The following is a 23,405-nucleotide window of genomic DNA, read 5'->3' as shown; positions in this document are numbered from 1 at the left end:
CCGTTTATTTCTTTCAGGTCTTTAGATATTCCTCGATTGAATATCCATTGCATCGGTTTGGCTGTAGCAGCAGATAATTTTTAGTGTTGTGACAGGTATTTACCTGTAATAGCAGATTTAAAGGCTGTATTGCTCAGGTAAAACCAGGGTGCAGCGTCCATTTCTGCTGCTCGGCCGGCGCCTTGCGCGGGTGGCGGATGGCTCTAGAATCGAACGCAGAATTTCTACATTACTGTCGATTACGGAGTTTCGAACATGATGAACGCCATGCAAATGCCAATGAACAACGCCATGCCAATGATGCCGATGATGGGCATGCCGATGATGATGGCAACCATGACCTGCGCCATGACCGACAAGGGCATGAAGTGCACCATGAAACCTGCTGCTGGCATGGACATGGCCATGTTCAAAAACAACGCCGAAATGATGGCGATGATGATGAACTGCGGCATGCCGATGATGATGCAATGCGCCAACATGTCGATGATGTGCATGTCTGAAGACGGCATGGCGATGATGAACAGCATGTCCAACATGAACATGCCGATGATGATGCCAATGGGCATGCCGATGCCGATGATGAAGTGCGTCATGGAATGCAAAATGGAGGCCGATTGCATGACCTGCATGATGATGCCGATGCCTGGCATGAGCATGGACATGATGAACAACTGCTGCATGCTCATGATGAAAATGATGAACGACTGCGCCATGCCCATGATGATGAGCTGCAATGGCATGCCGATGATGTGCTGCACCTGCTAAGTTCTGAGTTCGTAGCAGTTGCCGAGCTTTGCGAGGCTACGTCCGAGGACGTAGTCGTCGCAAATGGGTTATCCCGATCCTTTCAGATAAACCCGGTTTTCAGGGGTTGCGATCGCTTCGCAATCGGACGCAGCCTCGCAAAGCTCGGCAGCTGCTACGAGAGCTTTAATCCAGTCTCTCCGGATAAGTGATCACCAAAAAAGCCACCGCCTCGCTGTCTGCCGGGTTTCGATAGCGGTGGGGCTGGTCGGCATAAAACAGAATCGAATCCCCGGTGGACAGTAAATAGCGCTCCTCGTTGACGCTGACTTCCATCACCCCTTGGGCCACCACCAGGTTTTCCTGGATCCCCGGCCCATGCCCCTCGGATACTTCTTCGCCCAAGGCTCTGAGGCGTATTTCGTAAAATTCCGACTGACGTGCCATGTCGTAAGGGAACAACGCCCGGCTGATAAACGCGCCACTGGCACTCACCAGTCGTTTGCTGTGTTGCGCCGGCAGCAGTTCGACCCCTTCAAAGGCCCGGTTTTCCAGAAACGCGGCCACCGAGACTTTTAGCCCCTTGGCGATTTTGCACAGTACCTTGATCGACGGCACGCTGCGCCCGGACTCAATCTGAGCCAGCATCGCTCGGCTTACGCCGCACGCACGGGCCAGCGCATCGAGTGACAGATAGCGCTTACTGCGCAGGCGTTGCAGGTTGTGGGCGACGCATTGGCCAATCGCGTCGTCGCCAGTGTTGCAGTCTTTGGTTGGGGTGGGTGTTTCAGGCAGATCAGGAACTGTATGCAGGAAATTCATACGGCTCACGCCCGGCGAGTATCGCTGGGAGTACTCACCGACGGGGCAAAGAACACGGCGATCCCGGCGCGAGCGGCGTAGGTGGTCCACATCAGCTCAGCCGCAGCACGTGCCTGACGGCGTTTTCGGTACAGGGTGAAATCAATGACATTGGCAGATACGGACATGGGCAGATCTCTTGTGCAGTGGCAACTCAATGGCTCCACCTTAATCCGTTGTTTTTATTTCTATAAATACTGAATTTTCATTTGTTAATTCGATTTAGGACTTAGCGCGCAGGTTAAGCGAACCCGTAGGAGCGAGCTTGCCTCGCGATCTTTTAAAAGATCAAAAGATCGCGAGGCACGCTCGCTCCTACACAGATTTTAGAAATCCCAGCGGGTATTGAGCATTACATTGCGCGGGTCGCCGTAGTAGGCGGTGTTGTAGAAGCCAATGTTGGTGTAGTAGTACTTGTCGAACAGGTTATTGACGTTCAGGGTCGCTGACAGGTTATCGGTGACTTGGTAACGCGCCATCACGTCGACCAGCCAGTAAGCTTCCTGCGAAAAGTCTTGGTACTGAGCTTTGGTGCGGTTGTAGATGTTCTGCCAGCTGCGGTTCTGCCAGCGGGCTCCACCGCCAATGGTCAGGCGGTCTAGCGGGCCCTGAAATTTATAGGTGGTGTAGGCGCTCAACTGATCTTGTGGCTCCCAGGTCGAGATTTTTTCGCCTTGGTGATCGCGGATGATTTTATGCGTGTAACCCGCCTGGGCCTGCCAACCCGGTGCCAGTTCGCCGGATACCTCAGCTTCAAAGCCTTTGGTCTTGGCTTTGGTGCCGATCGAGGCGTAAAGAATCGAAGGGTTGGTCGGGTCGGCGTTGTACTCGGCGTCGGGTTCGGCACGGTTGTCTTCATGCACTTCGAAGTAAGCGAGGCTGGTGTTCAGCCGACCGCCGTAGAACTCGCCCTTGATCCCCACCTCGTAGTTTTTGCCTTCATCCGGTTGCAACACTTTGTTCTCACGGTCGCGGTTGTAGGTCTGCGGCATGAAAATATCGGTGTAGCTGGCATACGCGGTGAAGGTGTCGTTGAGGTCATACGTTACCCCTACATACGGCACGACTTTGCCTGTCTCACTGGAGTGATAATCGCCAGTCAATTTGTAGTTGGCGATCCGACTACCCAACAGTAGGTTCAGCTCATCGGTGAGGTTAAAGCGCGCAGTGAAGTAACTGGCGGTTTGCCGGGTCGTGGTGTCGTTGATCTGGGTCGGTGCACCCCAGTCCGGCTCGGGGATGACGCCGTTGTAGTTCCAGAAATCGATCACTTTGTTGCCATTCACAAAGGTCGGGTTTCCATAGTCTTTGCCTTTCCAGTGGGCGCTGGAGGCCGAGGCGCCAATCACCAGTTCGTGTTCACGACCCGCCAGGCTGAATGGGCCGCTGAAGTAGGCATCGGCAGCGTCGGTGCGGGTCGTGCCGGTGAATTTGTTGGCATACACCGACGACAAGCCGGTAGCGGGGAAGGGCCCATCCATGACCGAACCCAGCGGGGCGTCGTAGCTGTTGACCTGATGCGTCAATTGGGCCTTGCCGACCCAGCCGTTGGCGAAACTGTGTTCCAGGGTTGAGAACACGCTCTGGGTGGTCTGTTCCCAGCGGCTCCAGTTGGCGCCGTTGTTGTAGGAACGCTTGACGTCGATACGGTCGCCATTGCGGTCGAACAATGGGCGGCTGCCAGACCAGCCCGAGGCATGCGGGTCGTTGTTTTGATAGTCGAAGCCCACAGTCAGCAAGGTGTCGTCGCTGAGGTCGGCTTCGAGTGTGCCGAAGTAGACTCCGGTCTTGCGCTCATAGCGGTCCATGAACGAGCGCTTGTCTTGATACGCCGCCACTGCACGCCCGCGCACGTTGCCGCTGTCGGTCAACGGGCCGCTGACGTCGACCTGCGTGCGGTAGTTGTCCCAACTGCCAGCGCCAAGCTCGACACTGGCCTTGAAGTCGCGGGTCGGTTTTTTGCGAATCAGGTTGATTGTTGCGCCGGGAGCACCGGCACCGGTCAGCAAGCCGGTTGCACCCTTGAGGATTTCAACGCGGTCATAGATGGCCATGTCGCTTAGGGTTTGCCCCGACGAATAGGCCGAGTTGCGCAAGGTGGGGATGCCGTCGTACTGGAAGTTTTCGACCGAAAAGCCACGCGCGTAGTAGTTGGTGCGCTCGCTGTCGAAGGTCGAGACGGTGATACCCGGCGTATGACGCATCACATCGTCGATGGAGCTGAGGCCAAAGTCGTCCATGTGCTGGCGGGTGATCACGGTGATCGACTGCGGCGTCTCGCGTGGCGACAGCACCAGTCGGGTAGCCGTGGCGATGGTGCCGGGGGTATACGAGCCGCTGCCCTCGGTGATCGTGCCCAACTGGTTGGCCATCACTTGAGTGGACTGCAATTGCAGTTGCCCGTAGCCCTCGTGCGGCTTGGCGATGATGCGGTAACCGGGGCCTTCACTGACTGCTTGCAGCCCCAGTGGCGCGAGCAACTGTTCCAGGCCATCGGCGACCGCGAAGTTACCTTTGAGGCCGTTACTCTGAATGCCGGTGGTCAGTGCCGAGTCAACGGCAATCATCACCCCAGCTTGTTGCCCAAAGCTGCCCAGTACTTGGTCCAGGCTGGCGGGAGCAATGTTGAAGGACTGGCCTTGCGACTGCTCGCTGGCTGAAGCGGCGAGGGCTGTGTGACTGGCCGAGGCAAGCGTCAGACCCAATAAAACGGTGCGCAAGGCGCAGGCAAGGGGCGTAAGTCGGATGTGCATAGAGACTGTCCATGTGTGAAAAGGGGCGGTGGTGCTAATGCCAGTCCGTTAAGCGAACGCTGTTTAAATTACAGCGAGAAACCCATGGGAGCCTGGCTTGCCAGCGATGCAGGCGATGCGATTTTTCTGTTAAACCGCGTCGATACCATCGCGGGCAAGCCCGCTCCCACAGGGGAGTGTGCGTTAACTGACTGGCATTAGGCGGCGCTGCGCTGTTTTTCAGCGTCTTCCCTTAACCTGATGCACGAGATTTAAAAAACTGCCGCTTATGCTGAAAAATAATTGAATCAGGCGGGCACCACGTTGGCCCAGTAACCGAATACTCGTTGCACACGAATCGGCAACACCCGGGCGAGCAGGTCGAGGCTGGCATCTGGCTGGTCAATCGAAAACGAGCCCGAGACCTGCAAGGCCGCGACCGCCGGATCGCAGCGCAATACGCCGCGTCGATAACGATTGAGCTGGCCAATCACGTGCGCCAACGGCATGCGGTCGGCGATTAGCAGGCCGTTGAGCCAGGCCTGTGAGGCCGCCGTGACTTGACTGGACTGCCCGGCGCCATGGCTGTCGACAGTCAGTTGCTGACCGGCCTCCAGACTGATGCGTCCACCGCGGGTGAGTTCAAGTGACGCGCTGCCTGCCAGCATTTGCACCTGAGTGCCGGGCAGATCGGGCAGCCCCTGGCTGACGATCAGCCGTGCAGGCGTGGTCGGTTGGACGCGGCCGTGAATGGTGTTCAGGGTGATGTGGGCGGGCACGGCGCAGGTGAGCAGAACCCGACCCAGATTCAGCGTCAGGTCGATACCCGTCGCGGTCGCCTGGGTATCGAGCGCCGTGTGGGTGTCCAGTGTCAGGCCCACGCCATCGGCCAGATAAATGCGTCGCCGTTCGCCGGTGGCAGTGCGGTAGTCACTGAATAGCTCGGGCAGCAGCACCCGTTCCCGCACGCCGACGCCTGCGGCCATGACCAGCCCGAGCCCGGCAAAGCCCTTGAGCAGCGTGCGCCGCGACGTGGTATTACGTGCCCGGAGCAAACTGCGGGCGCCTTCGGGGGCCAGTAAATGCGTACTTTCACGCACATCGCGGTTTAGCCCGGTCAGGCGCTGCCAGGCCATTTCGTGGGCGGGCGATTGTTTGCGCCAGTTGTAGCAAGCTTGATGTTCGGCCTCGCTACACACGCCCGACTGCAACGTGACCATCCATAACATGGCTTGCTCGACCACATCCTGATCCAGCCGTTGCGCGTTGGCCGGTTCGAACAGACTCACGCTGCGTAGACTGCGCAATAGCAATGACGGTATGCCTTGAGCATGGCTTTTTGCACCACGTTGACTGTCAAGTCCATGCGCTCGGCGATTTGCGGATAGGTCAGGCCGTCCAGTTGCGACAACAGGAAAATCTCCCGCACCTTGCTGCCGAGTCCATCCAGCACCTGGCCCACGGCGTCCAAGGCTTCCAGTACCAACAGACGCGATTCGGGGGAGGGCATGTGCTCGGGTTCCAGGATGGCCAGCGATTCCATATAGGCCCGCTCCAAGGCTTGGCGGCGCAAATACTGGCCACATAAACGGCTGGCAATCGTGGTGAGATACGCGCGTGGTTCTCGCAACGAAGGCTGCGAATCCGTGCGCAGCATTCGCACAAACGTATCCTGTGCGAGGTCCAGAGCCTGTTCTTGATTACCCAGCTTGCGCCGTAAGAGCTGCACTACCCAGCCATGGTGCTGGACGTACAACTCGCCTACGACACTGCGCGTGGAAGAGGATGGAAGCATCGTTGGCCATTCCAGAGCGGAGATTGACAAAAGATCGCAATGATAGCGCTTCTCATTAACGTGCGCTTGGGAAAGTTTCGTACAGGCCATTAAGGTGAGAGACCTGGCATGTCGCAATGGATCTTCTTAATGTCGCAACTGACCAACCGGCCTGCTCGACACTGAGTCGGGTGTCAGGCGTGCTCATGCTTGTTCCCGTCATAAACGTTCCAAAAACGACCTTGTTCTTTTGTTTTATCGACGGAGTTGCTTTTCCGACTATTTAATAAATCTATGATTTGTAAGGTAAAAGAAGAATTAAACCTGCGTTTCTAGATGTGTTTTCTATGTATACACAGAAAATACAATATGTTGACGACCCTAATGCCCCATGCGAGTCTGGCCTCAACGGTCAGGCCTAACTGGCGGCGCAACTCCCTCTGGAGGTTGTTTGTGAAAAACGGCAAAACCTGTCTCTACGAAGACTTGAAGCGGCAAATTCTGACCATGGAACTGGACCCTGACGAAGCGCTGGATGAAGTGCTTCTGAGCGAGCGATACGGTCTTTCACGCACGCCCGTTCGAGAAGTGTTTCGCCGACTGGCCGGTGAAGGGTATGTCGATATTCGAGAAAATCGGGGCGCGCGGGTTATCCCGATGAACCATTCCACCTTGCGCAACTTCTTTCTGGTTGCGCCAATGATGTACGCCGCTATTGGCCGTCTGGCGGTGCAGAACTTTAAACCTCGGCAGTTGGTTGATTTAAAAGACACGCAGTCGCGGTTTCGTCAGGCCACACGTTCACACGATGCGCTGGCAATGGTGGTCGAGAACAATCGTTTTCACGCCATCATGGGTGAAATGGCCGGCAACCCTTATTTGCAACCCAGCCTTGAACGTTTACTGATTGATCACTCGCGCATCGGTAATACCTTTTTCCGTCCTCAAAACGAGGATATGCAACAGCACCTCGAACAGTCGGCTGAACATCATGATTCGTTTATCGAGGCCATTGAGCGCCGTGATGAAGGTGCGGTGGTGGACTTGGTGTTTGAGCACTGGGAACTGTCACGTCAAAACATGGAAATCTTTATTGCGCCCCAAGGCATTAAGGCGGACGCACTGGTCGATCTTGCAGGTCATTCTTAACCGGAGAAATAGTCTTGAAATTTGAAGGTATTTATACGCCCGCGGTAACGCCTTATAAGGCTGATGGAGACATTGACTGGGCGGTGTACTCGCAGGTACTGGAGTCGCTGATCGAAGCCAAGGTTCACGGCATTATTGTCGGCGGCTCTACCGGCGAGTATTACGCGCAAACCACTGAAGAACGGATTGAACTGGCTGCCTACGCCAAAGATGTGATCGGCACACGTTCACAACTAATTGTCAGTACCGGGGCGATTCGTACTGAAGACGCCGTGCACTATGCCAAAGAAGCCAAGGCGATTAACGCCGATGCCATTTTGGTGACGTCGCCGCCTTATGCATTGCCCACCTCGCAAGAAAACGCGGTGCATGCACTGACCATTGATCGCGCGGCCAATTTGCCGATCATGCTTTACAACTATCCAGGGCGCATGGGCGTGTCGATGGATGAGGATTACCTGGCACGTGTCAGCAAGTCGACCAATGTAGTGGCCATCAAGGAAAGTTCCGGAAGCATGGCCCGTGTCCATGTGCTGGCTCGTGAGTTCCCGCATATCGCGCTGTCATGCGGTTGGGATGATCAGGCCCTGGAGTTCTTTGCGTGGGGCGCGAAAAGTTGGGTGTGTGCCGGTTCCAACTTCCTGCCTAAAGAGCATGTTGCGTTGTATGAAGCCTGTGTAATCGAAAAGAACTTCGATAAAGGCCGTCAAATCATGTCGGCGATGATGCCGCTGATGAATGCCCTGGAAGAGGGCAAGTTTGTGCAGTCGATCAAGTACGGCTGTGAAGTGAGCGGCCTTAAAGTCGGTGATGTGCGCTTGCCATTGTTGCCGCTCGATTCTGACGAAAAAAACAGCCTGCAAACCATTATTGCCAATGTGAAACGCACGGTGGCACACATTACTTCGGGGGTCAGCCATGGGTGATTTACTGACCGCGCCGGAGTATGCCGCCCTCGCGCAATCTATTTCGTTTCCGTCCAATGCCTTTATCAATGGCGCGTTCAAGCCCGCCATTTCCGGGCAGACCTTTGCCACGTATAACCCGGCCACCGGCGAGTTTTTGACCGATGTGGCGGCCTGCGCCAGTGAAGACGTTGATTACGCGGTAGCCAAAGCCAAAGAAGCCTTTGACGATGGGCGCTGGCGGTTGCTGGCACCTGGCGAACGCAAAGCCGTGTTGCTCAAGTTTGCCCGCCTGATTGAGCGTAACCGTCACGAACTGGCCGTGCTTGAGAGCCTGGACAGCGGCAAACCGGTCAGCGAGTGCCAGTTGGTCGATGTGCCCGATACCATTCACACGTTGCGCTGGCATGCCGAGTTGATCGACAAGCTGTACGACACCACGGCGCCGGTGAGCAGCAATGCATTGACGCTGATTGTGCGTGAGCCGATCGGGGTGGTGGGGTGCGTACTGCCGTGGAACTTCCCGCTGTTGATGCTGGCCTGGAAAATAGGCCCGGCACTTGCCGCCGGTTGTTCGGTCATCGTCAAACCTGCAGAGCAGACGTCGCTGACCACGTTGCGCGTAGCCGAACTGGCCTTTGAAGCCGGTGTGCCTGCTGGCGTGCTGAACATTGTGACCGGCACCGGCAAGGATGTTGGCGAACCTATCGGCTTGCACAACCATGTCGACATGGTGAGCTTCACTGGATCCACGGCCACTGGCCGACGTTTTCTGCACTACGCAGCGGATTCGAACCTCAAACGTATCGTGCTGGAGTGCGGTGGCAAAAACCCGGCAGTGGTCATGGACGATGCCGAGAACCTGGATTATGTGGCTGAACAGGTGGTCAACGGTGCGTTCTGGAACATGGGCGAAAACTGCTCGGCGACCTCGCGCCTGCTGGTGCATGCATCTGTCAAAGATGCGTTGCTCAAGCGCATGGGCACCTATATCCGCGAATGGAAAATGGGTGATCCACTCGACCCGCAAAACCGTGTCGGGGCGCTGGTCAGCCCTGAGCATTTCGAGAAAGTGAAGTCGTACCTCCAACAGGCGGTGGCCGGCAAGCTTGAGGTGGTGTACGGCGGCGATACCGTCGACGGCGCTTTTGTGCAGCCAACGGTGATTGATGGGGTCGACCGCGACAGCCGACTGTTCCAGGAAGAAATATTTGGCCCCATTTTGTCGGTCACGACTTTCAGCACAATGGCTGAAGCCATTGCCCTGGCCAATGACACGGTGTACGGCCTGGCAGCGTCGGTGTACACCGGCAGTTTGCGCCGGGCCATCAAATTGTCGCGTGACATTCGCGCTGGCATCGTGACCGTAAACTGCTTTGGCGAAGGCGATGCCTCTACGCCTTTCGGTGGCTATAAACAGTCGGGATTCGGGGGGCGAGACAAGTCCATTTTTGCTCACGATCAGTACACCGAAATCAAAACCATCTGGATCGACGTGACGGATCACGCGGTGGATGAGACTGACCTATGAGCACTCACACCATCAAGCGTCTGCCGGTAGACACCGGGGTTTCAGGTTGGGAGGCTATTTCGACGCGCACAGCACCTGTGCGTCAGCTTGATGGACGGGTATCGGCGGACTGGCTGATTATCGGCGCCGGTTTTGCGGGTTTGTCTGCCGCCCGCAGGCTGTCGCAGTTGCACCCTGGCGACAGCATTGCGGTGGTGGATGCCCATGAAGTGGCGAAGGGCCCGGCAGGTCGAAACTCGGGTTTTATGATCGACGTGCCGCACAGTCTGTCGTCGGGCGAGTATTCGGTGGCGGGCGAGTCCGCTACCGCGCAGGAGATCGCGCAGAACCGTTTTGCGATTGCCTTTGCTGCGGATGTCGCTCGCGAATATGGCCTGTCGGCGCAGACGTTTGACCCGTCCGGCAAGATCAACGCGGCAGCCACCGAACGCGGGATGAAGCTCAATAGCAACTACGCCCGTTCGCTCAACAGCATTGGCGAGCAGTACCAGTTGCTGGACGCGGCGCAGATGCAGGCCATCACCGGCTCCAGCTATTACCACGGCGGGCTGTATACCCCGGGTGCGGTGATGATTCAGCCCGCGCAATACATCCGTGACCTCGCCGCCGGGTTGGGGGACAAGATCAGCCTGTACGAACGCTCGCCGATCATTGAGCTCTCACGCGCAGCGGGTACCTGGACCGCCAAGTCTGCACGTGGGGTGATTCATGCGCCCAAGGTGATTCTTGCGGTCAACGGCCACGTCGAAGACTTCGGGCATTTTCAGGGGCGGTTGCTGCACGTATTTACCTACGCCTCCATGACGGCCGCTTACCGCCATGATGCGTCTGCAAAACAGGCGGCAAGTCAGGAGCGCTGGGCACTGCTGCCGGCTGACCCGATGGGCGCGACGCTGCGAAAGATCACCATCGAGGGTTATTCGCGCATTGTGATCCGTACCCGCTTCACCTATGACCCCAGCATTCAAGTCACGCCTGCGCGGGTGGCCGCGATTGCCGAAGAACAGCGCCATTCGATGGATGCACGTTTTCCCGAGTTGAAATCCATACCGCTGGAGTTCAGTTGGGCAGGGCGGCTGTGCTTAAGCCGTAACAGTGCACCGGCCTTTGGCGAGGTGGAAGAAGGGCTGTATTCAGCCTGTTGTGAAAATGGTTTGGGTACGGTCAAGAGTACGTTGGCCGGGGTGATGGCGGCGGAGTTGGCGAGCGGTATGCACTCCAGCAGTCTGGATAACTTCAGTCGTTTGCCTGGGCCCAGCAAGTTACCGCCCAAGTTGTTAACAACATTAGGTGTTAATTCAGTGATTCGCTGGCAGGCCTTAAGAACCGGGCGCGAGGGCTGAACGCTTCAACAACGCTTTTATTTAATAAAAGCTAACTTCTCGTTGTATTCGTAGATCGAGGCACGCCATGAAAAAAATTTGGAAGGCACTCTGCGCTCTAACGGTGGCCGGCATGATGAGTTTGCCAGTGCATGCAGAAGATAAAACGATCACCATGGGCACATTGTCATGGGAAGATTTAACGCCGATTACTGCAATCACAAAAAAAGTGCTTGAAGACTCCGGTTATAACGTAAAAGTTGTTGAGTTCTCCGAGTGGGGTATTGCTTACGCGGCGTTAAGTAAAGGTGATATTCAGGTCATTGCTTCGCAAACAGACTATGCGGCGCAAGACTATTGGAACAAGAATAAAAACCGCATTGAAAAACTGTCGCCAGTCTCTTATGGGCTCTATCAAGCGTTTGCTGTTCCCAAGTATGTCGATATTGATTCGATGGAACAGTTGAATGACAACGCTGACAAGTTTGGCGGCAAGATCATCGGTATTGAACCCGGCTCTGGCGTGATGAATGACGCGGCCAAGGCCGTCACTGACTACGGCCTCAAACTTAAACTGCTGGACGGCAGTACTGCGGCCATGACGGCTGCATTAAAGTCGGCAACCGACCGTAAGGAATGGGTGGCCGTCACTATTTGGGAGCCGTCCTGGATGGCACAAAAGTATGACCTCAAATTCCTTAAAGACCCGAAAGGCTCTTTCCCGCCGCCTCAGGGTTATTACTGGATCGGCCACAAGGGTTTCTCTCAGGACTACCCGCGTGCCCGTGAAATCATGGCCAGTGTGTATGTACCGCTTGCCGACATCACCGCGATTAACGGTGAAGTGAAAGATGGCCAAACCCTTGATCAAGCGGTGAAAAGCTGGACAGACAGCCATGCCGACCTGTTGAAACGCTGGGAAAACATAAAGCAATAACAACGCCTTTGCTGCGCCACTGCCGCCCTACGATCAATTAGAGAAACCAGCCCAAACTGGTTCGACGGGTTACCACATGACTACGGCTAAAATTGACACAAACGAAGTACTGGTGGATTGCCAGTCAGTCTGGAAAATCTTCGGAAAAAACGCGCCTGCGGCCATGAATGCAGTGGTTCAGCAGGGGTTGTCCAAGACCCAGATCTTGCAAAACTACGGCTGTGTAGTGGGCGTCTCTGACGTCAGCCTTCAAGTTCGGCGCGGAGAAATTTTTTGCATCATGGGGTTGTCCGGCAGTGGCAAATCCACCTTGATCCGATTGCTTAACAAACTGATTGAACCCAGTGCCGGAACGATACGGGTAAAAGGCCAGGACCTGATGTCGATGACGGCCGCTCAATTGCGCGAAGTACGTGCGCGGCATATCAGCATGGTGTTTCAAAGTGTCGCCTTGTTGCCTAACCGCACCGTACTCGAAAACACCGCCTTCGGCCTTGAGGTGCAAGGTGTTGGCAAGGCTGAACGCTATAAGGTGGCTGAAAAATCGCTGGCCAAGGTGGGACTGAGCGATTGGTCTTCGCGCTACCCGAACGAATTGTCTGGCGGCATGCAGCAGCGGGTAGGGCTGGCGCGGGCGCTGACGGCTGATCCGCAAGTGATTCTGATGGATGAGCCGTTCAGTGCGCTTGACCCGCTGATTCGCCGTCAGTTGCAGGATGAATTCCGACAACTGACCAAAGAACTGGGCAAGTCTGCGGTGTTTATCACCCACGACCTGGACGAAGCGATCCGAATCGGTGATCGCATCGCCATCATGAAAGACGGGGTAATCATTCAAGTGGGCACCGCCGAGGAGATCGTTCTCAACCCGGCAGATGATTATGTGGCGGAATTTGTGGCCGGTATTTCCCGGCTGCATCTGGTCAAGGCGCATTCGGTGATGACGCCAGTGGCGGCATACAAAGCCGCGCACCCCGGTTGTGACATCAGCCGACTTTGCAAAACCACGCCAGAGGCCGATATTGACGCGTTGATCGAGTTGACCATGAAGTCTGAGCGCGAAGCCCTCGCGGTCGTAGACCAGCAAAAAGTGGTCGGCATTATTACCCCGCGTGATTTGCTGCGCGGCGTGCAGGGTATTCCCAATGAGTTCGCAGCGGCCCCCGCCGCCACGGTGCTGGAGGCTTCTCTATGAGCACGCCGGACTTTGCCAACGCATTCGACACGGCAGTCGATTCTGGCCTTGAATGGCTGATGGACAACGGCGATGGGCTGTTCAGTGCCTTGAACAAGGGGCTCAAGGGCATGCTCGAAGGCGTGCAGGCCTGTCTGGCCTTCCCTCCGTTTTATGGTGTGGCCCTGGTGATGGCGCTAATTGGCTGGCGGGTGGTCAGCGCCCGGTTCGCGGTTTTGGCTGGCTTGGCGTTTATGTTTTGCCACCTCATGGGGCTGTGGCCAGAGACGGTCAGTACGCTGGCTCTGGTGCTGACCGCCACCTTGCTGGCGCTGGTGGTGGCGATACCGCTGGGGGTGCTGGCGGGGCTGACGCCTTCATTTGATCGTGTCGTGGAGCCTTGCCTGGACTTGGTGCAAACCTTGCCGCCCTACATCTACTTGCTGCCCGCCATTGCCTTGCTTGGCTATGGTTCGGCCACGGCATTGTTGGCGACCTTTATCGTGGCCTTGCCACCGGCCATGCGCCTGACATCACTGGGCATTCGTCAAACGCCCCGCGAATTTATCGAGTTGGGTGATGCCTGCGGGGTCACGGGTTGGCAGATGTTTTTCAAAATCCGCTTGCCATTTGCGCTGCCCAGCATCATGGCCGGGGTCAATCAAAGCCTGATGATGGCGTTCGGCATGGTGGTGATCGCCGGGATTGTCGGTTCTGGTGGTCTGGGTGAGGCGATCTACGGGGCGATCCGCACGCTGGATATTGCCAGGTCGATCAACGCAGCCATCGCTATCGTGATCCTGACCATGATTTTGGATCGTCTGGCGCAAAGCGCCGCTCAATGTCGAACAGGAGCCGCCCAATGAGTGCAACCCCTCTGAGTTTTTCGCCGGGCGACTACCTGGCACCGCTGGTTGACTGGCTCAATGGCAATTTCCACGGGCTGTTCAAAATGATCAGCCTGGTCATTGAAACGGTATTGGGCGTGGTTGAGAACGCCCTGTTGGCCCCGCATCCGTATGTGCTGATGGCTGTGGTGGTGGTATTGGCGCTGGTGTTCACCAATCGCAAAGTGACTGTGTTTGCAGCGCTGATGCTGGCGTTCTGTTTGTTCTCCGGGCTGTGGGTGGCTTCGATGCAGACCATCGCGCTGGTCTCGGTTTCGGTGCTGTTGTCGGTGGCAATCGCCTTTCCACTCGGCGTGCTGGCTGCCCGAGTGAAGCGGGTTGATGCAGTGCTGGTGCCGCTGTTGAACATAATGCAAACCGTGCCGCCGTGGGTGTACCTGATCCCGGCGGTCATGCTGTTCAGCCTGGGCCGAGTGCCGGCCATTATTGCGACCATCGTTTACGGGATTCCGCCGATGTTGCGACTGACCACGCTGGCCTTCAAGCAATTGCCCAAAGACCTGCTGGAGCTGGGGCAGGCGATGGGGGCCTCGCCGCGCTCGATCCTGTTCAAGATTGAGTTGCCGACCGCCGCGCCCACACTGCTGGTGGGGTTGAATCAGTGCATTTTGATGTCTCTGGCGATGGTAGTGCTGGCGGGGCTGGTGGGGGCGGGCGGTTTGGGGGCTGAAGTGACCCGTGGTCTGACACGCATGGAAATGGGGTTGGGCTTGCGTGCCGGGCTCGCGATTGTGGCGGTGGCTCTGCTATTGGATCGACTGTCACGCGGTCTCTTGCAGCGTCAATCACCGCGCACACTGGCCTGATCGGTCGTCAGTAGGCGAAACGCCAGCAGCAAGAGCTTTTTGCCCTGCTGGCGGTTAGCATTACGCATTATCAACGCAGCCAACTGCGTGCTCGTTAACGTAACCAGATGGATCGAATCTTGATCGAACGACGTCAATTCAGCGGCGGGATGAAGGGGAAGAACCTGCGCTATTTAAAAGAAAACCCCGGCGACACGCGGCCATTGGTCCGCACTGGTTTCGTATTGCTTGAACACTTCTCCTTGCCCGCGTTCACCCAGGCGCTGGATACCCTGATCACCGCAAACTTGCTGCGCCCCGGCTTGTTCTCATCCAAGACCTTTGGTTTAGGCCAAGCAGAGGTTGTCAGCGATCTGGGGCTGGTCATTCGCCCCGATCAACAGCTGGACATCGCCCAACTCAATGAGCTGGATCTGCTGGTGGTGTGCGGCGGCTACCGCACTGAGCTCAAAGCCGATGACGGGTTCATCCACGTGCTCAAAACCGCTGCCCAGCAGGGCATCAGCCTGGGCGGATTGTGGAATGGCGCCTGGTTTCTTGGCAACGCGGGCCTGCTGGAAGGCTACCGTTGCGCGATTCACCCCGAGCATCGGCCAGCGCTGGCGGAAGTATCCAAAGGTGCGCACGTCACCAGCGAGCCTTATGTCATTGATCGCGACCGCTTGACGGCTTCCAGCCCTTCGGGGGCATTCCAGATGGCGCTGAACTGGATCAAGGCGCTGCACGACAAAGCGCTGGTCGAAGGGATTGAAGACATTCTGGCGTTTGAAGAGTCGCGCTACCGGCGCATCAAACCGGCCGAAAAAATCAGCGTCAGCGCGCCCTTGCGCGAGGTGGTGAAGCTGATGGACGCCAATCTTGAAGAGCCGCTGGAACTCGAGCAACTGGCGGTCTACGTTGGCCGTTCCCGTCGCCAGCTTGAACGCTTATTCAAAGAACAGTTGGGCACCACGCCGCAGCGCTACTACCTGGAACTGCGCATCACCGAAGCACGGCGCCTGTTGCAACATACCGAGCTGTCTCAGGTTGACGTGCTGGTGGCTTGCGGTTTCGTCTCGCCCAGCCATTTCAGCAAATGTTACAGCGCCTACTTCGGCTACCGCCCGTCCAAGGAAAAGCGGCTGGTCAAATAGGCAGGTGCGGCGCGGCAAAAAGAACTTGGTTTCGAGATGTAACCCAAATTAGAATCAGTCTCATTTACTGCATTCTTCGCACAGGGTCTCTTGAGATGATTGAAGCCGCGCCGCCCACCGAGCCGACCCTGCATGCCCTGTATCGCGACCACAGTGGCTGGCTGCAAAACTGGCTGCGCCAGCGCATGGGCAACGCCTGGGATGCGGCGGACCTGAGTCAGGACACCTTCCTGCGGGTGCTTTCAAGTGCTCAACCGTTGGTGGATGTCCGTGAGCCTCGGGCCTATTTGCTGACGATAGGCAAGCGTCTACTCAGCAACTTTTACACCCGACGCAGTCTGGAACAGGCCTATCTGGAGGCCTTGGCGAAACTGCCCGAGGAGTGCGTGCCGTCGCCCGAACAGCGCTGGCTGCTGCTCGAAACCCTGCAAGCACTCGATGAATTGCTCGATGGCATGCCTGCCGTGGTGCGTCGGGCGTTTTTGTGGAGCCAGCTTGAAGGGTTGGGCTATCGGGAAATCGCCGAGCGCTTGAAGGTGTCTGAGCGCACAGTTAAGCGTTATATGGCGCAAGCCTATGAACATTGCCTGCTGGTGGACGCTTGAAACCTGCTGGCGCCGCATCCGACGCCCGTGAGGTCATGCGCGCGGCAGCGCAATGGCTGGCACTGCTGGAGTCCGGTGGCGCCACCGACAATGACCATCTGCGATTGCAGCATTGGCGTGACAGCGACAGTGCTCATGAACGTGCCTGGCAAAAGGCGCAGAGCTTGCGCCAACGTTTCAGTGCGCTGCCAACAGCGTTGGCGATGGCCACACTGGATCGCCCGGATACGGGGCGTCGTGCGCTGTTGAAGCAGGCGCTGTGCGTGGCAGCGGTGGTGCCGACAGCTTGGCTGGTGAGCCGCCAACTGCCGCTGGACGTGTGGCGGGCGGATGTACAGACCGCCACAGGCGGGCACTCGCGAATGTCGCTGGCCGATGGCAGTTCGCTGCAACTCAACACCGCCAGTGCCGTGAATGTCGACATGAAGGCCAGACTGCTGACCCTGGTGCGTGGCGAAATGGCGCTTAAAGTGCCGGGCAGTGCGCCGTTGACGATACAGGCGCCGTACGGGCGTATCAGCGTCAGTCGCAGCGAAGTGTGCGTGCGCCTCAACGCCGAGGATTGCCAGGTGTCGGTGGTCAGCGGAGAGGTGCAATTGCAACCGTTGCGCGGCCCTGCGTGGGTGTTGCGTGAAGGCCAGCAAATGACCTTGCGCGCGGCGGGGGCAGGGGCTGTTACGGTGTTTGATGCGCTGTTGCCCGGCTGGCGCCAACGCGTGTTGATGGCACACAACCAGCCACTGGGGAGCTTTCTGCGTGAATTGAGCCGTTATCGACCCGGCTTGCTGCGCTGGGAGCCAGAGCTAGAAGCGTTGCGCGTGACCGGCAGCTTTGGCCTGGACAACACTGATCGGGTGCTGTCGTTACTGGCTGCCAGCTTGCCGGTCGATGTGCACACGCGTACCCGATATTGGGTAACGCTGGTGCCACGGAAAAATCTCACGTGACAGGTCTTTACCTCTGACTGTGGGCGTCTGGCTTGCCAGCGATGCAGGCTGCGGTTTTTCTGATAAATCGCGGGTAAACCCGCGCCCACAGAGCTGCAAGAGCCTGTCCCTTTTTTTCATCTCGCTTGTCATTGGAGGTAAGTGAATAAAATACGAGAGCTTTGTCCCATGCCTGCAGTTCCCTCTTTATTGCGTTTTGGTCTGGTATTGACCCTCAGCGCCAGCCCTTTGTTTATCTCCTCCAGCTGGGCCGAAACTGGCCAGCGCCGCAGCTATCAAGTACCCGCCGACAGCCTGGGCGCGGCATTGACCCGCTTTGCCGGACTGGCCGGGGTCAACCTGTCTATCGATCCGGCGCTGGTCAGTGGTCACTCCAGCAGCGGGCTGTCCGGTGAGTACGCGGTAGAAGAGGGCTTTGACCGCCTGCTGCAAGGTTCCGGTTTGCAACTGCTGAAGGCCGGTGCTCAGGACTACACCCTGATTGCAATCCCGCAGGGCGATGACAGCCTGCAATTGCCCAGCACCTCGATCTTGGGTGCGGGCGGCTCCACGGGTGCTGAGGTGTACGCCGGTGGTCAGGTCGCACGTCAGGGCTCGCAAGGTCTGCTCGGCTCGCGGGACTTTATGGAAACGCCGTTCAGCATGACCACCTACACCCGCGAGGCGAGCAAAAACCTGCAGGCGCGAACCTTGGGTGACCTGATTGCCAGTGATCCATCGGTGCGCGCCACCAACCCGGCCGGTGGGCGCTATGAACAGTTCACCATCCGTGGCTTTAGCCTGTTCAACAGCGATGTGTCCTATAACGGCCTGTATGGCGTGCTGCCGACCTACACCATCGACATGGAAATGGCCGAACGGGTCGATATTCTCAAAGGCCCAAGTCAGCTCATTAATGGCATCTCGCCGCGTGGCAGCGTGGGGGGCGGGATCAATATCGTGCCAAAGCGCGCCACCGATTCACCCATTACTGAGTTCACGGGCAGTTTCGCATCGGGTAGTCAGGTGGGCGGAGCGGTCGATGTCGGCCGTCGTTTTGGGGACGAAAACCAGTTTGGTATCCGTTTCAACGGGGTCAAACAGTCAGGTGACACTGAATGGGATCACCAGAGCGTCGACCGTGAAATGGCGGTGCTGGGGCTGGATTTTCGTGGCGAGCGCTTGCGCCTTTCAACCGACATAGGGCACACCGAACGCAACACCGATGCCCCGCAGGAACGCGTGCAAATTGGCCCCAAGGCCAAGGTGCCGAATGCCAACGATGTGCGCCACAACTACGCCGAGCCCTGGAGCCGGGCACGCACGAAAGACACGTTCGGCACGCTCAACGGCGAATTCGATGTCAATGATTCGGTCATGCTCTATGGCGGTGTCGGCGCACGCAAAAGCAACCACGACTTCCTCCGGCATGCGGTGCCTGTGACCAACGACGCAGGCGATTTCATCGTGCAGCCGCGTGACTTCACCCGTGACGAAAACGTGCGCACGGCAAGCGCCGGTGTGCGCAGTTGGTTGCACACCGGCGACGTGAGCCATGAGCTCAATCTGGCGACCAGCTACTACTACATGGACTTCACCAACGGCGGCGCTCGTTACGCGACAGCGCCCAGCAATATCTATGACCCCGTGGTGACACCGACACCTGGCACACCAACGCGCATGGATTCCAAGGTCTACACCGAAAACCGTTTCAGCGGCGTGGCGCTGTCCGACACGCTGGGCTTTTTCGACGAGCGCCTGTTGCTGACCCTGGGCGCGCGCTGGCAGCGGGTCAAGGTTGATGACTGGAATAACGGCATTAAAGGAAAAACGGCTTACGACGAAGAAAAAGTCTCGCCCTCGGGCGGCATTTTGTACAAGTTGACCGATAAGTTGTCGCTGTATGCCAACTACATGGAAGGCCTGAGCCAGGGCAAGATCGCGCCGTCAACATCAGTCAACGATGACGAAATCTTCCCGCCGTTTATCAGCCGTCAAATCGAAGCCGGTGCCAAGTACGACATGGGGCCGATGGCCTTCACCGCCAGTGTGTTTCGCATCAAGCAGCCGGCTTATGAAACCAACAGCACGACACAAGTCTTTGGCCCCAATGGCAAACGCCAGAACAGTGGTGTGGAATTGAGTGTGTTTGGCGAGCCGCTCAAAGGCTTCAGGGTGCTCGGTGGTGTCATGTACATCGACAGCAAATTGACTGACACCACCAACGGCACCTATGACGGCAATCGGGCACCAGCGACGCCGGAGTACAACGTCAACCTGGGCACCGAATGGGATGTGCCAGGCGTAGCGGGGCTGACCCTGACCGGGCGCGGTATTTACTCCAGTTCGCAGTATCTGGACCAGGCCAACAGTAAGGAAATCGACCCCTGGGAGCGTTTCGATGTGGGCGCGCGTTATGCCTTCAAGGTTGACGACAAGGCCATTACCTTGCGCGCTACGGTCGAAAACGTGATGGATAAACGGTACTGGAGTTCAGCGGGCGCCTCGGATGACAGCGAGCCTGGCTTGACGCTTTCAACGCCACGCACGTACCTGTTGTCCGCCACGGTTGGTTTCTGACCGCGTGCCATGCGTGTCTGGCAGGCTCAACCCACTGGCTGTTGAGAGGTTCAAAACAGGTTCAGATGTGTTGTGCTATACCCTTAGGTCAGACATTTGAACCAGTCAGTCAGGAAGACGAAAGCGATGGCACTGAGGCTAGTTACGGCTAAGCAGATGTTCAGGATGATGTGCATGGCTTGGCCTGTGTTGGGTATGTGTTCAACGGCACAAGCTGAAGCGCCTTTTGGCAATTCAGGTGCTGACAAAGATGAGTGGCTGGTACTGGTGAGCCCATTTGTCTGGGCGCCTTCCATGAGTGGCCAGGTCGCGCTGGGCGGGGTTGAGACCAAGGCCGATGTGGGGTTTCGCGAGGTGTTCAATAACCTCAACGAGGTCTTCATGGGCAACCTGGAAATCACCAACCGCACGCTGGGTTTCTATGTTGACGGCGTTTACGCCAAGACCGGCCAGTCTGAAAGGGTCTATGGCCAGAAAATCGGCCTGGACATCACCCAGACCACCTTGGCAGGCGGCATTTATTACCGGGTTTATGAGCAGGCGTTAGGTGGCAATACGGTCTTTGGCGAGCCGCGAAGCTGGCGGGTTGAACCGACTGCGGGCCTGCGCTGGACCAAGCTCTCGACCAAAGTCGACATCGATCCCGCAGGTTTCAGCACCAAGAAAAAAACCGAATGGACTGACCCGTTTGTGGGCGTGCGCCTGCAAGCTGACCTGACTGATCGCTGGCTGCTCTCTGGCGCCGCGGACACCGGTGGTTTTGATACCTCATCGAAGAAAACCTATAACGCTCAGGCCTACCTCGGTTACCGCCTGTACCTGTTCGAGCACCCGACAATAGTGCGCCTGGGCTATCGCGTGTTGGCGCAAGAATATCGAAGCCGGGATTTCACCGGCAACACCTTCAAATACGATGTGACCCAGCGTGGGCCTGTGCTGGGCCTGTCCATGCGTTTCTAATGAGTGTTGCAAGGATCAAAGGAATGAAAAAACCAGTCATCAAAGCGCTGATTCTGGCTATGTCAGGCTTCGTTTTATCGCTGCCACTGGCGCAGGCCTGTACCCGTTTGGTTTACCTGGGAGACGATCAGAGGGTGATCACGGCCCGTTCCATGGACTGGAAGACCGATGTCGCCACTAACCTGTGGGTGTTCCCGCAGGGCATGCAGCGCAATGGCGAGGTCGGGCCATCGTCCATTAAATGGACCTCCAAGTACGGCAGCGTGATTGCCAGCGGCTACGATATTTCGACCACAGACGGGGTTAACGAAGCCGGGCTGGCGGCCAACGTGCTGTGGCTGGTCGAGTCGGAGTATCCGCCGTTTAACAAGGACAAACCGGGCTTGAGCATTGCCGCCTGGGCTCAGTACGTACTGGATAACTTCAGTACCGTGGCCGAAGCAGTGGAAGTGCTCAAAACGGAGCCCTTCAATGTGGTGACTGCGCAGGTGCCGGGTGAAAGCCGCTTGGCCACGCTGCACCTTGCAATGTCTGACGCCTCGGGTGATAGCGCGGTCATTGAATACATCGACGGCAAGCAAGTGATTCACCACAGCCGGGCGTACCAGGTGGTCACCAACTCTCCGGCGTTTGATGCTCAATTGGCCATGAATGCTTACTGGCAGGCGATTGGCGGCACCGTCATGCTGCCCGGTACCAATCGCTCGGCCGACCGATTTGCCCGCGCCTCGTTTTACGTAAACGCAGTGCCCAAAAATCAGGACGCACGCCTGTCGCTAGCCAGCGTGTTTAGCGTGATCCGCAACGTGTCGGTGCCTTACGGCATCACCACCCCCGGAGAGCCGAATATCTCGTCGACCCGCTGGCGCTCGGTGATCGATCACAAGCAAGGGCTGTACTTTTTCGAATCCGCCATCACCCCCAATACTTTCTGGGTAGACCTTAAAAAACTGGACTTCACCCAAGCCACCGGTCAGGTCAAAAAGCTTGATTTAGGGCCGGATCAAAGCACCATTTTCTCGGGTGAAGTGTCGAGTCGCTTTCAAGTGAGCCCGCCCTTCAAGTTCGAAGGCGCCTGATATTTATCTGTAGGAGCGAGCTTGCCTCGCGATCGTTTGATCTTTTAAAAGATCGCGAGGCAAGCTCGCTCTTACCGTCGTGGGTTATTGGGTTGCCAGCGCGATGCGTGCAACCTCTGCGAAGTAATGGGCACCGGTGGTCAGCACGTTGTCGTTGAAATCGTAGTGGGCGTTGTGCAAAGGCGTGCCGCCTTCACCGGTTTTTTCACCGTTGCCGATGAATACAAAATTGCCTGGCACGACTTGAAGAAAGGCCCCGAAATCCTCCGAGATCATCATCGGCTGGATGTCTGCGTTGACCTTTCCCGCACCCACTACGTGGATCGCCGCTGCAACTGCGATGGGCGTGCATTGCTCCCAGTTAACCGTCGGGGCAAATTCGTGGGTGTACTCAAACTCGCAGGTGGCGCCATGCATCTGGCAAATCCCTTGGGCTATTTCGCCCATGCGCTTTTCCAGCATGGCCTGGACTTCAGGCGCGTAGCTGCGGGTATCGCCCTTGATCACCACATTCGTCGGGATGGCGTTGCGTATGCCATCGGTAATGAATTCGGTGCAGGAGATAACCGCCGGGACACTCGGATCGAGGTTGCGAGAAATCACGGTTTGCAGGGCCAGTACGATCTCGGAGCCAATGACGATCGGGTCGATGCCCATATGCGGCCTTGCGGCGTGGGTGCCCTGGCCCTTGATGCGAATAACGAAGTTGTCTTCGCTGGCCATGACCCCGCCCGAGCGGGTGGCGATTGAGCCAGCGGGCAGCCCCGGCATGTTGTGCGCGCCGTAGATCGCATCCACCGGGAAACGCTCAAACAGGCCATCGGCAATCATCGCCTTGGCACCGCAGCCATGCTCTTCCGCGGGCTGAAAGATAAAGCGCACGGTGCCGTTGAAGTCGCGGCGTTCGGTCAGCAATTTAGCCGCGCCGAGGATCATGGCCATGTGTCCATCATGACCGCAGGCATGCATTTTTCCGGGGGTGACCGAGGCATGCTCGCGTCCGGGGGCGCTTTCGTGAATGTGCAGGGCGTCCATATCGGCACGCAGGCCGACCACTGCCGCGCTGTCGCCAATGCTCAGGCTGGCCACCAGGCCGGTGCCGCCAATGCCCCGGTGAACCTCAAGGCCCATGGCTGTGAGGGCATCCGCGACATAGTCAGAGGTCTGGACCTCTTCGAAACCCACCTCTGGGTGTTGATGGAGGTGGTGGCGCCAACTGACCAGTTGAGCGTGAAAATCGTGTTCGTGGTTCACGGCAGGTGCTCCTTTATGGTTC

At 57.3% G+C, this 23,405-nt stretch carries 21 protein-coding genes; 14 read left to right on the top strand and 7 right to left on the bottom strand.

Annotated features, from left to right (window positions below; translation table 11 throughout):
• Positions 1-239 precede the first annotated feature (239 nt).
• The 6 genes from RHM56_RS14000 to RHM56_RS13975 all read right to left on the bottom strand — a co-directional run bounded on the left by RHM56_RS14000 (position 240) and on the right by RHM56_RS13975 (position 6,135).
• Positions 240-761, bottom strand: a complete 522-nt coding sequence (locus RHM56_RS14000) for a hypothetical protein (RefSeq protein WP_322233034.1) — start codon at positions 759-761, stop codon at positions 240-242.
• A gap of 172 nt (positions 762-933) precedes the next feature.
• Entirely contained in the window at positions 934-1,569 is a 636-nt protein-coding gene (locus RHM56_RS13995) for an XRE family transcriptional regulator (RefSeq protein ID WP_322233032.1), read from the bottom strand.
• 5 nt (positions 1,570-1,574) lie between these two features.
• The gene (locus tag RHM56_RS13990) at positions 1,575-1,736 is read right to left on the bottom strand and encodes a hypothetical protein (RefSeq protein ID WP_322233030.1); all 162 of its coding nucleotides are present in this window, start codon (positions 1,734-1,736) and stop codon (positions 1,575-1,577) included.
• 198 nt (positions 1,737-1,934) lie between these two features.
• A complete protein-coding gene (locus RHM56_RS13985) occupies positions 1,935-4,361 on the bottom strand; it encodes a TonB-dependent siderophore receptor (RefSeq protein WP_322233028.1) in 2,427 nt (808 codons plus the stop codon).
• Between the two features lie 287 nt (positions 4,362-4,648).
• Positions 4,649-5,629, bottom strand: a complete 981-nt coding sequence (locus tag RHM56_RS13980; RefSeq protein WP_322233026.1) for a DUF4880 domain-containing protein — start codon at positions 5,627-5,629, stop codon at positions 4,649-4,651.
• The gene (locus tag RHM56_RS13975) at positions 5,626-6,135 is read right to left on the bottom strand and encodes a sigma-70 family RNA polymerase sigma factor (RefSeq protein ID WP_322233024.1); all 510 of its coding nucleotides are present in this window, start codon (positions 6,133-6,135) and stop codon (positions 5,626-5,628) included. Before RHM56_RS13975 ends, RHM56_RS13980 begins: the two co-directional genes overlap by 4 nt.
• Positions 6,136-6,567: 432 nt before the next feature.
• Between RHM56_RS13975 and RHM56_RS13970 the strand changes: the two genes are divergently transcribed.
• The 14 genes from RHM56_RS13970 to RHM56_RS13905 all read left to right on the top strand — a co-directional run bounded on the left by RHM56_RS13970 (position 6,568) and on the right by RHM56_RS13905 (position 22,129).
• A complete protein-coding gene (locus tag RHM56_RS13970; protein WP_322233023.1) occupies positions 6,568-7,263 on the top strand; it encodes a GntR family transcriptional regulator in 696 nt (231 codons plus the stop codon).
• A gap of 14 nt (positions 7,264-7,277) precedes the next feature.
• Complete coding sequence (locus tag RHM56_RS13965) at positions 7,278-8,189, top strand: dihydrodipicolinate synthase family protein (RefSeq protein WP_322233021.1); 912 nt, start codon at positions 7,278-7,280, stop codon at positions 8,187-8,189.
• Positions 8,182-9,699, top strand: coding sequence for an aldehyde dehydrogenase (locus RHM56_RS13960; RefSeq protein WP_322233019.1), 1,518 nt, complete (start codon positions 8,182-8,184; stop codon positions 9,697-9,699). The genes RHM56_RS13965 and RHM56_RS13960 overlap by 8 nt, the downstream gene beginning before the upstream one ends.
• Positions 9,696-11,042 (top strand): FAD-binding oxidoreductase, encoded by a 1,347-nt coding sequence (locus RHM56_RS13955; RefSeq protein WP_322233017.1) that lies wholly within the window; start codon positions 9,696-9,698, stop codon positions 11,040-11,042. The genes RHM56_RS13960 and RHM56_RS13955 overlap by 4 nt, the downstream gene beginning before the upstream one ends.
• 67 nt (positions 11,043-11,109) lie before the next feature.
• Positions 11,110-11,958 (top strand): glycine betaine ABC transporter substrate-binding protein, encoded by an 849-nt coding sequence (locus tag RHM56_RS13950; RefSeq protein ID WP_322233015.1) that lies wholly within the window; start codon positions 11,110-11,112, stop codon positions 11,956-11,958.
• A gap of 76 nt (positions 11,959-12,034) precedes the next feature.
• Positions 12,035-13,153: a glycine betaine/L-proline ABC transporter ATP-binding protein gene (locus RHM56_RS13945; RefSeq protein ID WP_322233013.1), complete on the top strand. Its 1,119-nt coding sequence runs from the start codon at positions 12,035-12,037 to the stop codon at positions 13,151-13,153.
• The gene (locus RHM56_RS13940; RefSeq protein ID WP_322233011.1) at positions 13,150-13,998 is read left to right on the top strand and encodes an ABC transporter permease; all 849 of its coding nucleotides are present in this window, start codon (positions 13,150-13,152) and stop codon (positions 13,996-13,998) included. Before RHM56_RS13945 ends, RHM56_RS13940 begins: the two co-directional genes overlap by 4 nt.
• Positions 13,995-14,846, top strand: a complete 852-nt coding sequence (locus RHM56_RS13935; RefSeq protein ID WP_322233009.1) for an ABC transporter permease — start codon at positions 13,995-13,997, stop codon at positions 14,844-14,846. Before RHM56_RS13940 ends, RHM56_RS13935 begins: the two co-directional genes overlap by 4 nt.
• Before the next feature lie 107 nt (positions 14,847-14,953).
• The gene (locus tag RHM56_RS13930) at positions 14,954-15,979 is read left to right on the top strand and encodes a GlxA family transcriptional regulator (RefSeq protein ID WP_322233006.1); all 1,026 of its coding nucleotides are present in this window, start codon (positions 14,954-14,956) and stop codon (positions 15,977-15,979) included.
• Positions 15,980-16,074: 95 nt separating this feature from the next.
• A complete protein-coding gene (locus tag RHM56_RS13925; RefSeq protein WP_322233003.1) occupies positions 16,075-16,584 on the top strand; it encodes a sigma-70 family RNA polymerase sigma factor in 510 nt (169 codons plus the stop codon).
• Positions 16,585-16,619: 35 nt separating this feature from the next.
• The gene (locus tag RHM56_RS13920) at positions 16,620-17,531 is read left to right on the top strand and encodes a FecR domain-containing protein (RefSeq protein WP_322241776.1); all 912 of its coding nucleotides are present in this window, start codon (positions 16,620-16,622) and stop codon (positions 17,529-17,531) included.
• A gap of 168 nt (positions 17,532-17,699) precedes the next feature.
• Positions 17,700-20,090 (top strand): TonB-dependent siderophore receptor, encoded by a 2,391-nt coding sequence (locus RHM56_RS13915; RefSeq protein WP_322233002.1) that lies wholly within the window; start codon positions 17,700-17,702, stop codon positions 20,088-20,090.
• Between the two features lie 174 nt (positions 20,091-20,264).
• Positions 20,265-21,050, top strand: coding sequence for a hypothetical protein (locus RHM56_RS13910; RefSeq protein WP_322233000.1), 786 nt, complete (start codon positions 20,265-20,267; stop codon positions 21,048-21,050).
• 23 nt (positions 21,051-21,073) lie between these two features.
• Positions 21,074-22,129: a linear amide C-N hydrolase gene (locus tag RHM56_RS13905; RefSeq protein WP_322232998.1), complete on the top strand. Its 1,056-nt coding sequence runs from the start codon at positions 21,074-21,076 to the stop codon at positions 22,127-22,129.
• 84 nt (positions 22,130-22,213) lie between these two features.
• Here RHM56_RS13905 and RHM56_RS13900 read toward each other — a convergent pair whose 3' ends face one another.
• On the bottom strand, positions 22,214-23,383 hold the full coding sequence (locus RHM56_RS13900; RefSeq protein WP_322232995.1) for a M20 aminoacylase family protein: 1,170 nt from the start codon (positions 23,381-23,383) through the stop codon (positions 22,214-22,216).
• Positions 23,384-23,405: the final 22 nt, after the last annotated feature.

This window comes from Pseudomonas sp. CCC3.1, from assembly GCF_034347405.1.
In the GTDB taxonomy this organism is placed as follows: Bacteria; Pseudomonadota; Gammaproteobacteria; order Pseudomonadales; family Pseudomonadaceae; genus Aquipseudomonas.
This window is presented reverse-complemented; position numbering and strand designations above follow the sequence as displayed.

What these genes read in the sequence shown, in the direction of transcription:
- RHM56_RS13995 (WP_322233032.1), bottom strand. Translation starts at nt 1,569, where the DNA reads ATGAATTTCCTGCATACAGTTCCTGATCTGCCTGAAACACCCACCCCA.
- RHM56_RS13990 (WP_322233030.1), bottom strand. Translation starts at nt 1,736, where the DNA reads ATGTCCGTATCTGCCAATGTCATTGATTTCACCCTGTACCGAAAACGC.
- RHM56_RS13985 (WP_322233028.1), bottom strand. Translation starts at nt 4,361, where the DNA reads ATGCACATCCGACTTACGCCCCTTGCCTGCGCCTTGCGCACCGTTTTA.
- RHM56_RS13975 (WP_322233024.1), bottom strand. Translation starts at nt 6,135, where the DNA reads ATGCTTCCATCCTCTTCCACGCGCAGTGTCGTAGGCGAGTTGTACGTC.
- RHM56_RS13960 (WP_322233019.1), top strand. Translation starts at nt 8,182, where the DNA reads ATGGGTGATTTACTGACCGCGCCGGAGTATGCCGCCCTCGCGCAATCT.
- RHM56_RS13955 (WP_322233017.1), top strand. Translation starts at nt 9,696, where the DNA reads ATGAGCACTCACACCATCAAGCGTCTGCCGGTAGACACCGGGGTTTCA.
- RHM56_RS13950 (WP_322233015.1), top strand. Translation starts at nt 11,110, where the DNA reads ATGAAAAAAATTTGGAAGGCACTCTGCGCTCTAACGGTGGCCGGCATG.
- RHM56_RS13945 (WP_322233013.1), top strand. Translation starts at nt 12,035, where the DNA reads ATGACTACGGCTAAAATTGACACAAACGAAGTACTGGTGGATTGCCAG.
- RHM56_RS13940 (WP_322233011.1), top strand. Translation starts at nt 13,150, where the DNA reads ATGAGCACGCCGGACTTTGCCAACGCATTCGACACGGCAGTCGATTCT.
- RHM56_RS13935 (WP_322233009.1), top strand. Translation starts at nt 13,995, where the DNA reads ATGAGTGCAACCCCTCTGAGTTTTTCGCCGGGCGACTACCTGGCACCG.
- RHM56_RS13930 (WP_322233006.1), top strand. Translation starts at nt 14,954, where the DNA reads ATGGATCGAATCTTGATCGAACGACGTCAATTCAGCGGCGGGATGAAG.
- RHM56_RS13925 (WP_322233003.1), top strand. Translation starts at nt 16,075, where the DNA reads ATGATTGAAGCCGCGCCGCCCACCGAGCCGACCCTGCATGCCCTGTAT.
- RHM56_RS13920 (WP_322241776.1), top strand. Translation starts at nt 16,620, where the DNA reads ATGCGCGCGGCAGCGCAATGGCTGGCACTGCTGGAGTCCGGTGGCGCC.
- RHM56_RS13915 (WP_322233002.1), top strand. Translation starts at nt 17,700, where the DNA reads ATGCCTGCAGTTCCCTCTTTATTGCGTTTTGGTCTGGTATTGACCCTC.
- RHM56_RS13910 (WP_322233000.1), top strand. Translation starts at nt 20,265, where the DNA reads ATGGCTTGGCCTGTGTTGGGTATGTGTTCAACGGCACAAGCTGAAGCG.
- RHM56_RS13905 (WP_322232998.1), top strand. Translation starts at nt 21,074, where the DNA reads ATGAAAAAACCAGTCATCAAAGCGCTGATTCTGGCTATGTCAGGCTTC.